Genomic DNA, 13,823 nt, shown 5'->3' with positions numbered 1-13,823 from the left:
GGTCCGTGGATCAGGCGGCCAGCAGGCTGCGCGCGGCGGCGTGGAGCGTCTCCATGGGCCGGTTGAATGCGATCCGGACGTAGGGTTCGCCGAGTGCGGGGTCGGCGAAGAAGGCCGTGCCGGGGGTGAGCAGGACACCCGTACGCTCCATCAGCCCGCGGACGTAGGCAAGGCTGTCCGGCGGGCCCTCCACCAGGGAGCTGAAATCCGCGAAGAGATAGCAGCCGCCTTCCGCGGTGGCGAACTTCATGCCCATCTGCGAGAAGATGTCCTGCGCGAGGTCGCGCCGTGCGGCCATGCCTTCGCGTGCCGCGTCGACATCGACGGAACCGGCCGCCTGCGCGGCCGCGACCTGGAGCGGAGCCGCTGTGCCCAGGGTGGTCAGCTGGTGCACCCGCCGGAACGCCTCGGTGCGTTCGGGGTCCGCCCGCAGGAAGCCCAGGCGCCAGCCGCTGACCGCATGGCTCTTCGACCAGGATCCGATGACGACGCTGCGCTCGGCCAGCCCGGGTACGTCCGCGACGGAGAGGTGAGGGGTGCCGTCGAAGACGTACGCGGCGTAGACCTCGTCGCAGATCACGGTGGTGTTCCAGCGTTCGCAGAGTACGGCGATGTCGTCCAGTTCCTGGCGGTCGAGGACACGCCCCGTGGGGTTGCTGGGGCTGTTGAGCAGGATGGCGCGAGTCCTGGTATTGAAGGCGGCCGCCAGGTCGGCCGAGTCGTAGCGCCAGTCGGGCGCGTGCAGACGTACGAACCGGGGTGTGGCGCCGACGATGTCGATCGTGGTGGTGAACTGCTCGAAACCAGGAGTGAGGACGATGACCTCGTCACCGGGATCCACGGTCGCCAGCAGCGCGACGAGGAGAGCCTCGGTGGCTCCGGCGGTGACGGTGATCTCGGTGTCGGGGTCGGTGGCGGCGGTCATTGCCTCCGCGATCCGTAGCCGGAACAGCGAGTGGCCCGCCGGGTCCTCGTACTGGTTGTGCCCGCCTCGCAGGGCGCGGGATGCCGCCTCGACGAGCTGAGGGGAGAGGTCCGGGAAGCGGGGAGTGCCGATGGCCAGGTCGATCGTGTCCCGCGACCGCGCGAGCTTGAACACCTCGATCATGTTGCTCTGTGGCAGACCTGAGACTCGCGCCGAGACATTGGAGTGGTGGGCGGGGGCGTGCGCCACGTCGGGTCGTCCTCTTCTCTCGATCTGCTCGCGGGCAGCACGTGCCTACTGCCTGGCTTCTGAGCGGGCTGAAGAACGTGAGGTGACGGGCCGCCTCGGTCGGCTCTCAGCCCTCACGACGGGCACAGTAGTCCGGCCCCGTCCAAGGGTGTGCCGGTCGTTTGCCCCACAAGGAACGGCCGCCGCGCAACCCCGAATGCCGCGCGATCGGTCGCCGAAGTCCGAGGTCCCGGTCGCACCGGACTGCGACGAGCCACAAAACAGCGGGACGGCCTTGCCGGCCGCCGCCAACTCGTCGGGAGCCGGCTCGGAGTCGGTTCCCCAGCGGCACACGGCGCAGGCCCGCACGAGGAGGGGCGACGGATCGAAACGAACCGCCCCGGGTTCCGTGGAGATCTCAGGCTGTGGCTGTGTGCCCGGCCCGTCGAAGGAACGAGGCCGGGGTGGCGCCGTAGGAGCCGGTGCCGTCGATGCGGCAGCGCTTGTTGCGTGCCCGGCCGGACGGTCGACAGATCAACACCAGGACACCCGTGGGGTCGGTCGCAAGCAAGAGTCAGACCGCCACGGCAGCAACACCCGGTCACCCGGGGCGAACCGCCCCCGATCCCGGCTGAGCCGGCGTTCCGGCACCGCCGCGGAACAGCACGCGGAGGCCGTCCGCGACGACGTCCGGTACGAGACGGTCGCGGGCGGCCTCCGGCTCGGCCCGGGTGAAGCGGGTCAGAGGATCGCTCCGGGGGTGTAACCGGCGGCCTCCGGGTGCCGCTTGACGATGTCCTCGATCCGGCCGACGACGACACCGACCTGGCCGGCCGCGGCGCCGGTGAAGGAGAGCTTGTCGGCCATCAGGGCGTCCAGGGCGGCACGGTCCAGCGGGATGCGGTCGTCGGCGGCCAGCTTGTCGAGGAGTTCGTTGCGCTCGGCGCCCTGCTCGCGCATGGCCAGCGCGGAGGCGACCGCGTTCTCCTTGATCGCCTCGTGCGCGACCTCGCGGCCCACCCCGCCCCGCACCGCGCCCATCAGCACCTTGGTGGTCGCCAGGAACGGCAGGTAGCGGTCCAGCTCCCGGGCCACGACGGCCGGGAAGGCACCGAACTCGTCGAGCACGGTCAGGAACGTCTCCAGGAGGCCGTCCAGCGCGAAGAACGCGTCGGGGAGCGCCACCCGGCGCACCACCGAGCAGGACACGTCGCCCTCGTTCCACTGGTCGCCCGCCAGCTCGCCGGTCATCGAGGCGTAGCCGCGCAGGATCACCGTCAGGCCGTTGACCCGCTCGCAGGAACGAGTGTTCATCTTGTGCGGCATCGCGGACGAGCCGACCTGGCCGGGCTTGAAGCCCTCGGTGACCAGCTCGTGCCCGGCCATCAGCCGGATCGTCTTGGCCAGCGAGGACGGCGCGGCGGCGAGCTGCACCAGCGCGGTGACCACCTCGTAGTCCAGGGAGCGCGGGTAGACCTGGCCGACCGAGGTGAACGCCTGCGAGAAGCCGAGGTGCCCGGCGATCCGCTGCTCCAGCTCGGCGAGCCTGCCCGCGTCCCCGCCGAGCAGGTCCAGCATGTCCTGGGCGGTGCCGACCGGGCCCTTGATGCCGCGCAGCGGGTAGCGGCCGAGCAGCTCCTCCACCCGGCCGTACGCCACGAGCAGCTCGTCGGCGGCGGTGGCGAACCGCTTGCCCAGCGTCGTCGCCTGTGCCGCCACGTTGTGCGAGCGGCCGGCCATGACCAGCTCGCCGTACTCGCCGGCCAGCTTGCCGAGGCGGGCCAGGACGGCCACGGAACGGTCCCGGACCAGCTCCAGCGAGAGCCGGATCTGGAGCTGCTCGACGTTCTCCGTCAGGTCGCGGGAGGTCATGCCCTTGTGGACGTGCTCGTGCCCGGCGAGGTCGTTGAACTCCTCGATCCGCGCCTTCACGTCGTGCCGCGTGACCTTCTCGCGCTCGGCGATCGAGGCCAGGTCGACCTGGTCGAGGACGCGCTCGTAGTCGGCGATCGCGGCGTCGGGCACCTCGATGCCCAGGTCCTTCTGGGCCCGCAGCACGGCGAGCCAGAGCTGCCGCTCGAGCCTCACCTTCTGCTCGGGCGACCAGAGGGTGGCGAGCTCGGCGGAGGCGTAGCGTCCGGCGAGGACGTTCGGGATGCGGGGCTTGGCGGGAGCGGAAGTCACGTAGACGGATTCTACTGGCGATTCGTGCAGGTCGGCGCCGCGGGGCGGTTCGTCGGAACCTACGAAGGGCCCCGAGGGCCCGGGATCACCGCGCGGCGTCCTCGTAGGGGAGCAGGTCCGGGCGCTTGGGCGGCAGGCCGTCCCCGGACGAGCGGCCGGTCAGCCTGCGGCCTATCCAGGGCAGCAGGTACTGCCGGGCGAACCGGACGTCGGCGGTCCTGCGCGTCACCCACCCCGGCGGCGGCGTCGCCGGGACCGGCGCGTGCCAGTCGGGGTCCTCGGGCTCGTGGCCGAGCGACTGCCACACCGCCTCCGCGACCCGGCGGTGGCCGTCGGCGGTCAGGTGCAGCCGGTCCACGTCCCACATCCGCGGATCGGCCAGCGACCGGGCCCCGTACAGGTCGACGACCACGGCGCCGTGCTGCCCGGCCAGGTCGTCGATCGCGGCGAACAGGGCCTCCATGCGGGGCCGGAAGCGCTCCAGCACCGGGCCCTGGCGGCCGGGACTGCGCATCAGCACCAGCTGCTCGCAGTGCGGTGCGAGCCGCTCCACGGCCTGGGTCAGCAGGTCCCGCACCCGGGCCATGTCGCACTTGGGCCGCAGCGTGTCGTTGAGCCCGCCGACCAGCGTGATCACGTCGGCCCCCATGGCCGCGGCCACATCCACCTGCTCGTCGACGATCTGCCCGATCAGCTTCCCGCGCACGGCGAGGTTGGCGTACCGGAAGCCGGGGGAGCGGGCCGCCATCCGCGCGGCGAGGAGGTCGGCCCAGCCCCGGTAGGAGCCGTCGGGCAGCAGGTCCGACATGCCCTCGGTGAAGGAGTCGCCGACGGCGACGAGACTGGTGTACGTGGGGTTCGTCTGCATGGCGACGGAAATGGTATCCCCTGCACATACCCGCCGGTCGGTCGCCCTCCGCGGCGCGGTCCCCGACGGCCCGTGGGCCCGCCGGACGCCGGCCTCACGTCCGTTGCCCGAACAGCTCCCGCAGGACGTCCTCCATGGTCACCAGGCCCGCCAGCCGTCCGTCGGAGCCGAGCACCGCCGCGAGGTGCGTCCGGCTGCGCCGCATGGCGGTGAGCACGTCGTCCAGCGGGGTCCGCTCGCGCACCCGGGCGATCGGGCGCATGTCCCGCAGCCGGAACGGCAGGTCCCGCGGCGAGGCGTCCAGCGCGTCCTTCACGTGCAGGTAGCCGACGATCCGCCGCCCGTCGTCCACCACCGGGAAGCGGGAGAACCCCGACTGCGCCGAAAGCCGCTCCAACTGCTCCGGGGTGATGCCCACGCGCGCGTGGACGACGCGCTCCAGCGGCAGCACCACGTCCCGCACCGGCCGGCGGCCCAGCTCCAGGGCGTCGTGCAGCCGCTCCCGTGCCCGGTCGTCGATCAGCCCCGCCTCGCCCGCGTCCTTGACGATCTCCGCCAGTTCCGCGTCCGTGAAGGTCGCCGCCACCTCGTTCCTGGCCTCGACCCGGAGCAGCTTGAGCAGCCCGTTCGCGAAGGCGTTGACCGTGAAGATCACCGGACGCAGGGCCCGGGACAGCGCCACCAGCGGCGGCCCGAGGATCAGCGCGCTGCGCACCGGCTCGGCCAGCGCGATGTTCTTCGGCACCATCTCGCCGAGCAGCATGTGCAGATACGTCGCCAGCCCGAGGGCGATCACGAACGACACCGCGTGCCCGGCGCCCGACGGCACGCCCACCGCGTGGAACACCGGCTCCAGCAGGTGCGCGATCGCCGGTTCCGCGACGATGCCGAGGACCAGCGTGCACAGTGTGATGCCGAGCTGCGCCGCCGCCAGCAGCGCCGACACGTGCTCGAGCCCCCACAGCACACGCTTCGCCCGGGCGTCGCCCTCCTCGGCGTACGGCTCCACCTGGCTGCGGCGCACGGAGATCAGCGCGAACTCGGCGCCCACGAAGAACGCGTTGACGACCAGGGTCGCCAGACCGATCAGCAGCTGTACGGCGGTCACCGGCCGGCCTCCCCTTCGTCCTCCCCGCCGCCCGGGCCGGGCTCGGCGGTGTCGGCGGCGTCGGTTCTGTCCGCTCCGTCGACCAGGGGGGCGTGCATCAGCACCCGGGCGGCCCTGCGCCCCGTGGCGTCCACGACCTCCAGCCGCCAGCCGGCGACATCGAGACTGTCGCCGACGACGGGAATGTGCCCGAGACCGGCCGCGACCAGCCCCGCGACCGTCTCGTACGGGCCCTCGGGCACCCGCAGGCCCAGCCGTTCGAGCCGGTCCACGCGGGCGGAGCCGTCGGCCCAGTACAGCGCGTGCCCCGCTTCGTCCGTGCCGGCCGGATCCAGGTCGGGCGTCTCGTGCGGATCGTGCTCGTCCCGCACCTGGCCGACCACCTCCTCGACGATGTCCTCCAGCGTGGCCACCCCGGCCGTACCGCCGTACTCGTCGATCACCACGGCCATCGTGCGCCGCCCGGAGAGCCGGTCCAGGAGCCGGTCCACGGTCAGCGACTCGGGGACCAGCAGCGGCTCGCGCATCAGGTCCGCGACCGGCATCCCGGGCCGCCGCTCGGCCGGCACCGCCAGGACGTCCTTGACGTGCGCCGTCCCGACCACGGCGTCGAGGCTGTCCTGATAGACCGGGAACCGGGACAACCCGGTCGCCCGCGTCGCGTTCGCCACGTCCTCGCACGTCGCCCGGGCATCGAGGGCGACGACCTGGACGCGCGGGGTCATCACCTGCTGCGCCGTCAGGTCGGCCAGGTTCAGCGTGCGCACGAACAACTCGGCGGTGTCGGCCTCCAGCGCGCCCTCCTTGGCGGAGTGCCGGGCGAGCGCCGCCAGCTCCTGCGGGCCGCGCGCGGACGCCAGTTCCTCGGCGGGCTCCACGCCGAAGCGCCGCACGATGCGGTTGGCGGTGTTGTTCAGATGGGTGATGAAGGGCCGGAAGGCCGCGCTGAACCAGCGTTGCGGGCCGCCCACCCGCTTGGCCACGGCCAGCGGCGAGGAGATCGCCCAGTTCTTCGGCACCAGCTCCCCGACGATCATCAGGAAGACCGTCGACAGGGCGGTGCCCAGTACCAGCGCCAGGGAGGACGCCGTCGAGCGCGACACCCCAAGGTCCTCCAGCGGGCCCGCGATCAGCGCCGCGACCGAGGGTTCGGCGAGCATGCCGACCACCAGGTTGGTGACCGTGATGCCGAGCTGGGCGCCGGAGAGCTGGAAGGTCAGGTTCCGTACGCCCTTGAGGGCGCTCGCCGCGCCCCGCTCGCCCCGCTCCGCCGCTCGCTCCAGCTCCCCGCGCTCGACGGTGGTCAGCGAGAACTCGGCCGCGACGAAGGCGCCGCACGCCAGCGAGAGCAGGATCGCCACCAGCAGCAGGAGCACTTCGGTCATCGGGTCACCTCGGAACCATGATCGGCCAGGACCCGCAGGTTCGCCCGATGTTCAAGCCTTCAACCTTTCGCCTCGCGGTCGCTCAGTCGGTGAGGTGCTTCACCCAGCGCCGCCACTGCTCCTGCGGCTCGTACCCGGCGGCGCGCCAGGCATGCTGGGCCCGTTCGTTGCGCACCAGCACCATCGCGTCCCCGCGGCGCCCGCCGAGCCGGACGAAGCGCTCGTCGGCCGCGGCGAGCAGGGCGGAGCCGATGCCCCGGCGCCGGTGGTCCGGGTGCACCGCCAGCCGGTACAGGTGGCAGCGCCAGCCGTCGAAGCCCGCGATCACCGTGCCCACCAGTTCCCCCTCGCGCTCGGCGAGGAGCAGTGCCTCGGGGTCGCGCGCCACCAGACGCTCCACACCGTCCCGGTCGTCGCTGATGCTCGTCCCCTCGGCGGCCGTCTTCCAGAAGGCCAGCACGGCGTCCAGGTCCTCGGGCGCGGCGGGCCGTATGCGCAGATCCGTCATGCCGCGATCCCACCACGCGCGCCGGACACCCGTGCGGTTGTTCCGGGATTCGGGATCCGGGATGTGGACGGGCGCGGCAGGCCCTTGCCGCTGCTAGCGTTCCGGCGCTAGCTTCTAGGTATGGCGAAGACCCAGAAGGCCCAGCTGAACGTGCGGGTGGACGAGGGCACCGCCCGGGCTGCCCGCGAGAAGGCCCTGGCCCGCGGGATGAGCGTGAACCGCTACATCGAGGAACTGGTCCGGCAGGACACCGGCGAGGCGGGCCACACCTTCGTGGAGGCCGCCGCCGACTTCATGCGGGAGTACGAGAAGGTGTTCGCCGAGGAAGCCGGCGAGGGCCGTCGCTGAGCCGTCGTACGCGTCCCGGATGAACGACCTCACCATCGACCTCGCCTGGCTGCTGATGCTCGCCGAGCGGCGCACTCCCGGTGACCCGCAGGTCACCGACTGGGGAGCGCTCGTCGCGGCCGTCGCCCGCCACCGGGCCGAGATATTCGACACCCCCGTCTACGACACCCCGCACGCCCGCGCCGCCGCGCTGCTCCAGCTGCTGATCCACGTCCCGGCGCTGGAGCGCTCCAACGCCCTGTTCGCCTCCGCGGTCGCCTACGCCTACCTGGTCGCCAGCGGGGCCGAGGTCGTCACCACGCCCGAACGGGTGCGGGACCTCGCGCTGCTCGTGAAGAAGGGCGAGGCGTCGGTCGAGGAGATCGCGGACGAACTGCGCGGCTGGAGCGGGTGACCGCGCCGTCCGCAGCCGGTCGCACCGCTGTTCAGGACGGTCGCCAAGCCGTGCCCAGGACGCAGTAGGAACTCGGCAGGGCCGGCCCGTGCTCCGGCATCATCACCTGCCGGTAGGGCCCGAGGGTGAACCCCGCCTCCCGCAGCGCGGCCACCGGTTCACGGGAGAGGTGGCAGCCGCCGGACAGCGGAGGCCACAGCGTCCGGTCCAGCGCCCGCTGGGTGAAGGCCATCGCCCGCCCGCCGCCCCGGCCGTGCTCGAAGAACCGCACCTGTCCGCCCGGTCGCAGGACGCGCCGCAGCTCCGCGAGCGCGCGCGGCACGTCCCGGACGCTGCACAGCACCAGCGAGACCACGGCCGCGTCGAAGGCCTCGCTCTTGACCGGCAGGGCCTCGGCCGCGCCCGGTGCCACGTCCACCGGAACCTCGGCGCGCAGCGCCGCCTCGACCGCCAACTGCCGCAGCGACCGCTCCGGTTCGATGGCGACAACCTCTGACACGGTGCCCGGATAGTGCGAGAAGTTCAGCCCGTTGCCCGCGCCGACCTCGATCACCCGCCCGGACAGTCCGGCGAGCAGCCGCTCGCGCACCCGGGCCATGCCCATCCGGGTCTCGGCGCCCACACTGACGCGGGCGTAGTAGCGGGCGAACAGCGGATGGTGCACGGTGTCCCGCGGCACCCCGCGGGCACGGGCGGATCGCAGCGGCATGGGACCTCCCTCACGAGGCGGCGCCTTACCGCGATTGTCCCCCGCGCAGGCCCGGTGCACCCGCCGCGCGAGCGACTCGCCCGGAGCGCGCTCGGCCGACCGCGCGGCCCCGGCCCCCTGCGGCGGCAGCCGGGACCACTTGATCAGGGCGAACGTGTCCGCGCCGCGACTCCGCCCGTTGGGTGCCGCACAGTGGCGCGATCCCGCACCGTCCCGCGCCGACCGTCCCGCGCCGGCCGTCGCGGGCGGGAAGCCGCCATGGTCAGGTTGGCTGCGTGACGCCGAACGGGTCCCGCGCCCGGATCGCCTCGGCGGCGCGTGGTCCGTCGCCGCGCGCTCCCGTGCCGCCCGCCCCGGGCACCCCGCCGGTCACGGGCCGTGCCGGTCGCCGAACGCGGCCGCGTCCCAGGAGCCGTCCAAGGGCGGCGCCAGCCAGCGCGGTGCCGCCGACCGGAAGCCGACGGGGGTGAGGGACCCCGCCCCGGCCGGTACCGCGCCGAGGAGGGGGGCGCCGGACACGTCCGGGAGGTCCGCGAGGTTGCAGCGGGCGGCGAGGTCCGGGGTCCCGGGCCAGCTGCCGATCACCAGCCCGGGCAGCTCCAGCCCTCGGAACCGCAGCTCGCGCGCCGTCAGCTCCGTGGTGTTCAGCGTGCCCAGCCCCGCCGACGTCACCAGCAGCACCGGTGCGCCCAGCAGAGCGGCGGCGTCCGCCAGCGTCCCGCCCTCCGCGTCGAAGCGGACGAGCAGTCCGCCCGCGCCCTCGACCAGCACCAGATCGTGCTCCGTGGCGAGTTTGGCCGCGGCCTCCGCCACCTCCCAGGGACGCACCGGTGCCCGGCCGGCCCGGCGCGCGGCCGTGCCCGGCGCCAACGGCTCGGGGAACCGGGCCACTTCGGCGACCGTCACGTTCCCCGCCAGCCGCGCCACTTCCCGGGCGTCCCCGGCCTCGTCCGGCCCGACGCCCGTCTGCGCCGCCTTCAGCACGGCCACCGTCCGGCCCCGAGCCAGGGCCGCCGCGGCCACGGCGGCGGTCACGACCGTCTTGCCGACCTCCGTGCCCGTACCCGTGATCACCAGTACCGGCATGTCATCCCTCCCGTGCCGCCGCGCACACCGCGCGGGCGATCCGTGCCACGTCCGCGTCGCCCGTGACGTACGGCGGCATGGTGTAAACCAGGTCGCGGAACGGGCGCAGCCACACGCCCTCGCGCACGGCCGCCGCCGTCGCGGCCCGCATGTCGACGGCACGGTCGAGCTGCACCACCCCGATCGCGCCGAGCACCCGCACGTCCCGTACGCCGGGCAGCTCGGCGGCGGGCGCGAGCCCTTCGGTGAGGCCCGCCTCGATGCGCTTGACCTCCGCGCGCCAGTCCTGGCCGAGCAGCAGCCCGATCGACGCGCACGCCACGGCCGCGGCCAGCGGATTGCCCATGAACGTCGGCCCGTGGGCCAGCACCGGCACCTCGCCCCGCGAGATGCCCTCGGCCACCCGCGACGTGCACAGCGTGGCCGCCATCGTCAGGTAACCGCCGGTCAGCGCCTTGCCCACGCACATCACGTCCGGCGTCACCGCCGCGTGTTCCGCGGCGAACAACGCGCCCGTGCGCCCGAACCCGGTGGCGATCTCGTCGAACACCAGCAGCACGCCGTGCGCGTCGCAGGCCTCGCGCAGCACCCGCAGGTACGCGGGGGAGTGGAACCGCATCCCGCCCGCGCCCTGCACCACCGGCTCCACGATCACCGCGGCCAGTTCGTCGGCGTGCCGCTCGATCAGTGACCGCAGGCGGTCGGCGTACGTCTCCTCGTACTCCGCCGGCGGCGCGTCCGCGAAGACCTGGCGCGGCAGGACGCCGGACCACAGCTCGTGCATGCCGCCCTCGGGGTCGCACACCGACATGGGCTGCCAGGTGTCACCGTGGTAGCCGCCGCGCCAGGTGAGCAGACGGCGCTTGCCGGGGCGGCCGAGCGAGCGCCAGTACTGCAGGCACATCTTCACGGCGACCTCGACCGACACCGACCCGGAGTCGGCGAGGAACACGTGCTCCAGGCCTTCGGGAGACATGTCGACAAGGAGCTTCGCCAGCCGTACGGCGGGCTCGTGGGTGAGCCCGCCGAACATCACGTGGCTCATCCGCTCCAGCTGCTCGCGCGCGGCCGCGTTCAGCACCGGGTGGTTGTAGCCGTGGATCGCCGACCACCAGGACGACATCCCGTCGACCAGTTCCCCGGAGCCGTCGGCCGGCCGCAGCCGGACCCCGCTGGCCGACTCCACGACCAGCGGATCCTGCCGGCCGGGCATGGGCCCGTACGGGTGCCAGACGTGCCGCCGGTCCAGCGCCAGCAGCTCGGCGACGTTCAGCGCGGGCTCAGGCATTGGGCGCGAGGTCCGTCCCGGCGCCGCGGCGGCGTACCGCCACCAGGTCCGTGCGGGGCTCCTCGGCGAGGCGCGGCGGCGCCGACGCGGGCGCGGAGGCCGGGGCGCACACGCCGCCGCCCGCGTGCGAGCCGCACCCCCCGGCGGCGTCGGAGCCCCCGTGGGACCCGCAGCCGCCACCGTCCTCGGGTGCGCCGCAGCCGCCGTCCCGGACGGAGGCACGGTGTTCCGGCAGGGTGACCTCGCCCGTGCCCTCCACCTCGAATCCGGCGTCCGCGATCATCTCCAGGTCGGCGTGGCCCGCCTGGCCCTCGCTGGTGAGGTAGTCGCCGAGGAAGATCGAGTTGGCCAGGTGCAGCGCGAGCGGCTGCATCGTGCGCAGATGGACCTCGCGCCCGCCGGCGATGCGCACCTCGACGTCCGGGCAGACGAACCGCGTCATCGCCAGGATGCGCAGACACCGCTGCGGGGTGAGGTGCCACTCCTTGGCCAGCGGCGTGCCCTCCATCGGGATCAGGAAGTTGACCGGCACCGAGTCCGGGTCCAGCTCGCGCAGCGAGAAGACCACGTCGACCAGGTCCGCGTCGCTCTCGCCCATGCCCGCGATGAGCCCCGAGCAGGCGGACAGCCCGGCCGCGTGGGCCTTGTGCACCGTGTCCACCCGGTCGGCGTACGTGTGCGTGGTGGTGATGTCGCCGTACGTCGACTCGGAGGTGTTGAGGTTGTGGTTGTAGGCGTCGGCCCCGGCCTCGCGCAGCCGCTCCGCCTGGCCGTCGGAGAGCAGCCCGAGGCAGGCGCAGACCTCCACGGACTCGTTCTGGTCCTTGATGGCCCTGATGGTGTCCGAGACGCGGTCCACGTCCCGGTCGGTCGGACCGCGGCCGCTGGCCACCAGGCACACGCGCTTGGCGCCCCCGGACACACCGGCCGCGGCGGCCGCCGAGGCCTGGTCGGGCTTGAGCCAGGTGTACTTGAGGATCTCCGCCTTGGAGCCCAGCCGCTGCGAGCAGTAGGAGCAGTCCTCGGGGCACAGGCCCGACTTGAGGTTGACGAGATAGTTGAGTTTCACCCGTCGGCCGAACCAGTGGCGGCGCACCTTTCCGGCCGCGGCCACCACGTCGAGCAGGTCGTCGTCGGAAGTGGCGAGGACGGCCAGCGCCTCCTCGCGGGTCGGCGACTCGCGCCGAAGCCCCTTGTCCACCAGCGTGTTCAGCAGGTCCATGAGAGCCGATCCTGTCCTAAGGGGCCGTCCGCGGCCAAGGAGACTTTGCACAACACTGACAGATCGACGTGTGGGTATTGCCACACCTCGCGGGGGTGGCCGGACCGCTAATGTCTGTTCACTGCCTACAAAACACCGGAGGGCCGCCTCATGGCGTTCGGCTGGATCGACGAGCAGGACCGGGCGCGCCGCGAGGCCGGACTCGTGCGGGTTCTGCGCCCCCGCCCGGCGGCGTCGGCGCTGCTGGACCTGGCGAGCAACGACTACCTGGGCCTCGCCCGGCACCCGGAGGTCGTCGAAGGGGCGGCCTCGGCCGCGCGGACCTGGGGCGGCGGCGCGACCGGCTCCCGGCTGGTGACCGGCACCACCGCACTGCACGCCGAACTCGAGCGCGAACTCGCCGAGCTCTGCGGTTTCGAGGCCGCGCTCGTCTTCTCCTCCGGTTACGCGGCCAACCTCGCCGCGGTCACCGCGCTGGCACCGCACGGCAGCCTCGTCGTCTCCGACGCGGGCAACCACGCCTCGCTGATCGACGGTTGCCGGCTCGCCCGCGGCACCACGCAGGTCGTGGGGCACGCCGACCCGGACGCCGTGCGCAAGGCGCTGGCGACGCACGAGGGGCCCGCGGTGGCCGTCTCCGACACGGTCTTCTCGGTCGACGGCGACGCCGCGCCCCTGAGCGCGCTCGCCGAAGCGTGCCGGGAACACGGCGCCGGACTGGTCGTCGACGACGCCCACGGTCTCGGCGTCCTCGGTGAGGGAGGCCGGGGTGCCCCGCAGGGGGCGGGACTGGCGGGCCGTGACGACGTCGTCGTGACCGTCACGCTGTCCAAGTCGCTCGGCGCCCAGGGCGGCGCCGTGCTGGGCCCCGCCCGGGTCGTCGACCACCTGGTCAACGCGGCCCGCACGTTCATCTTCGACACCGGGCTCGCCCCCGCCGCCGCGGGGGCGGCCCTCGCGGCGCTCAGACTGCTCGGCCGCGAGCCGGGACGGGCGGCGCGGGCCAGAGCCGTCGCCGCCGAACTGCACGCACGCCTGACCGCCGCGGGTCTGGACGCGGTACGTCCGGACGCCGCGGTCGTCTCGGTGCGCGCACCCTCCCCGGAGGAGGCCGTGCGGTGGGCGGCCGACTGCCGGGCGGCCGGCCTGTCCGTGGGCTGCTTCCGCCCTCCTTCCGTGCCCGACGGCATCTCACGGCTCAGGCTGACCGCTCGCGGGGACCTCTCCGGGGAACAGATCGAGCGCGCTGTACGGGTGATCGGCGAAACGCGGCCATGAGTCGGCGGGACACGGCCGTGCGTCGTCCGGTGTCCGGCGCGGTCAGCCGCGGCCGACGCCGGCGGTGAACGCCGTCCAGCTCCCGGGGGAGAAGAGCAGGGCGGGTCCGGCCGGGTTCTTGGAGTCGCGCACGGCGAGCAGTCCGGCGCGGGGGCCGGCCGACGGGCGGGCGGTCTCCACGCAGTTGTTCGCTCCGGTGCTGTAGCTGCTGCGCAGCCACCGCACACCGGTCATATCGGTGCTGACAGGGATGTTCCGGGGATCTTCGGACATGGAGCCTGACATGGTGCCT

Annotated in this window: 14 protein-coding genes; 3 read left to right on the top strand and 11 right to left on the bottom strand. The window is 73.4% G+C overall.

The features are described 5' to 3' along the window. Window positions 1-10: 10 nt before the first annotated feature. The 6 genes from C4J65_RS02875 to C4J65_RS02850 all read right to left on the bottom strand — a co-directional run bounded on the left by C4J65_RS02875 (window position 11) and on the right by C4J65_RS02850 (window position 7,206). Window positions 11-1,108, bottom strand: a complete 1,098-nt coding sequence (locus C4J65_RS02875; RefSeq protein WP_115740943.1) for a pyridoxal phosphate-dependent aminotransferase — start codon at window positions 1,106-1,108, stop codon at window positions 11-13. A 786-nt stretch (window positions 1,109-1,894) separates the two neighbouring features. Then, window positions 1,895-3,337 (bottom strand): adenylosuccinate lyase, encoded by a 1,443-nt coding sequence (gene purB, locus C4J65_RS02870; RefSeq protein ID WP_115740942.1) that lies wholly within the window; start codon window positions 3,335-3,337, stop codon window positions 1,895-1,897. A gap of 85 nt (window positions 3,338-3,422) precedes the next feature. Continuing rightward, on the bottom strand, window positions 3,423-4,205 hold the full coding sequence (locus tag C4J65_RS02865) for an SGNH/GDSL hydrolase family protein (protein ID WP_115740941.1): 783 nt from the start codon (window positions 4,203-4,205) through the stop codon (window positions 3,423-3,425). Between the two features lie 94 nt (window positions 4,206-4,299). Further along, on the bottom strand, window positions 4,300-5,313 hold the full coding sequence (locus C4J65_RS02860) for a hemolysin family protein (RefSeq protein WP_115740940.1): 1,014 nt from the start codon (window positions 5,311-5,313) through the stop codon (window positions 4,300-4,302). After that, window positions 5,310-6,698: a hemolysin family protein gene (locus C4J65_RS02855; RefSeq protein WP_115740939.1), complete on the bottom strand. Its 1,389-nt coding sequence runs from the start codon at window positions 6,696-6,698 to the stop codon at window positions 5,310-5,312. Before C4J65_RS02855 ends, C4J65_RS02860 begins: the two co-directional genes overlap by 4 nt. Window positions 6,699-6,780: 82 nt before the next feature. Then, window positions 6,781-7,206 carry a GNAT family N-acetyltransferase gene (locus C4J65_RS02850; RefSeq protein WP_115740938.1) on the bottom strand — a complete coding sequence of 142 codons (426 nt, stop codon included), beginning with the start codon at window positions 7,204-7,206 and terminating at the stop codon, window positions 6,781-6,783. A 120-nt stretch (window positions 7,207-7,326) separates the two neighbouring features. Between C4J65_RS02850 and C4J65_RS02845 the strand changes: the two genes are divergently transcribed. Together C4J65_RS02845 and C4J65_RS02840 are read left to right on the top strand one after the other, a co-directional pair. Further along, window positions 7,327-7,554 carry a toxin-antitoxin system HicB family antitoxin gene (locus tag C4J65_RS02845; protein ID WP_115740937.1) on the top strand — a complete coding sequence of 76 codons (228 nt, stop codon included), beginning with the start codon at window positions 7,327-7,329 and terminating at the stop codon, window positions 7,552-7,554. A 19-nt stretch (window positions 7,555-7,573) separates the two neighbouring features. Further along, on the top strand, window positions 7,574-7,948 hold the full coding sequence (locus C4J65_RS02840; RefSeq protein ID WP_115740936.1) for a fic family toxin-antitoxin system, toxin component: 375 nt from the start codon (window positions 7,574-7,576) through the stop codon (window positions 7,946-7,948). A 31-nt stretch (window positions 7,949-7,979) separates the two neighbouring features. Here the strand turns inward: C4J65_RS02840 and C4J65_RS02835 are convergent, their stop codons facing one another. The 4 genes from C4J65_RS02835 to bioB form a co-directional block, all read right to left on the bottom strand. Next, a complete protein-coding gene (locus tag C4J65_RS02835; RefSeq protein ID WP_115740935.1) occupies window positions 7,980-8,657 on the bottom strand; it encodes a class I SAM-dependent methyltransferase in 678 nt (225 codons plus the stop codon). A gap of 369 nt (window positions 8,658-9,026) precedes the next feature. Then, window positions 9,027-9,743, bottom strand: a complete 717-nt coding sequence (gene bioD / locus C4J65_RS02830) for a dethiobiotin synthase (protein ID WP_115740934.1) — start codon at window positions 9,741-9,743, stop codon at window positions 9,027-9,029. A gap of 1 nt (window position 9,744) precedes the next feature. Continuing rightward, entirely contained in the window at window positions 9,745-11,031 is a 1,287-nt protein-coding gene (locus C4J65_RS02825; RefSeq protein WP_115740933.1) for an adenosylmethionine--8-amino-7-oxononanoate transaminase, read from the bottom strand. Further along, a complete protein-coding gene (bioB, locus tag C4J65_RS02820) occupies window positions 11,024-12,253 on the bottom strand; it encodes a biotin synthase BioB (RefSeq protein WP_115740932.1) in 1,230 nt (409 codons plus the stop codon). The genes C4J65_RS02825 and bioB overlap by 8 nt, the downstream gene beginning before the upstream one ends. A 150-nt stretch (window positions 12,254-12,403) precedes the next feature. On the opposite strand from bioB, the gene C4J65_RS02815 reads away from it, so the two are divergent. Then, window positions 12,404-13,531 (top strand): 8-amino-7-oxononanoate synthase, encoded by a 1,128-nt coding sequence (locus C4J65_RS02815; protein ID WP_115740931.1) that lies wholly within the window; start codon window positions 12,404-12,406, stop codon window positions 13,529-13,531. Between the two features lie 42 nt (window positions 13,532-13,573). On the opposite strand, the gene C4J65_RS02810 is transcribed toward C4J65_RS02815, so the two are convergent. Beyond that, window positions 13,574-13,804, bottom strand: coding sequence for a DUF397 domain-containing protein (locus C4J65_RS02810; RefSeq protein WP_115740930.1), 231 nt, complete (start codon window positions 13,802-13,804; stop codon window positions 13,574-13,576). Window positions 13,805-13,823: the final 19 nt, after the last annotated feature.

Source organism: Streptomyces sp. CB09001 (genome assembly GCF_003369795.1).
In the GTDB taxonomy this organism is placed as follows: Bacteria; Actinomycetota; Actinomycetes; order Streptomycetales; family Streptomycetaceae; genus Streptomyces.
Note: the sequence above shows the minus strand (reverse complement) of the source record. Positions and strands in the feature narration are given on the sequence as shown.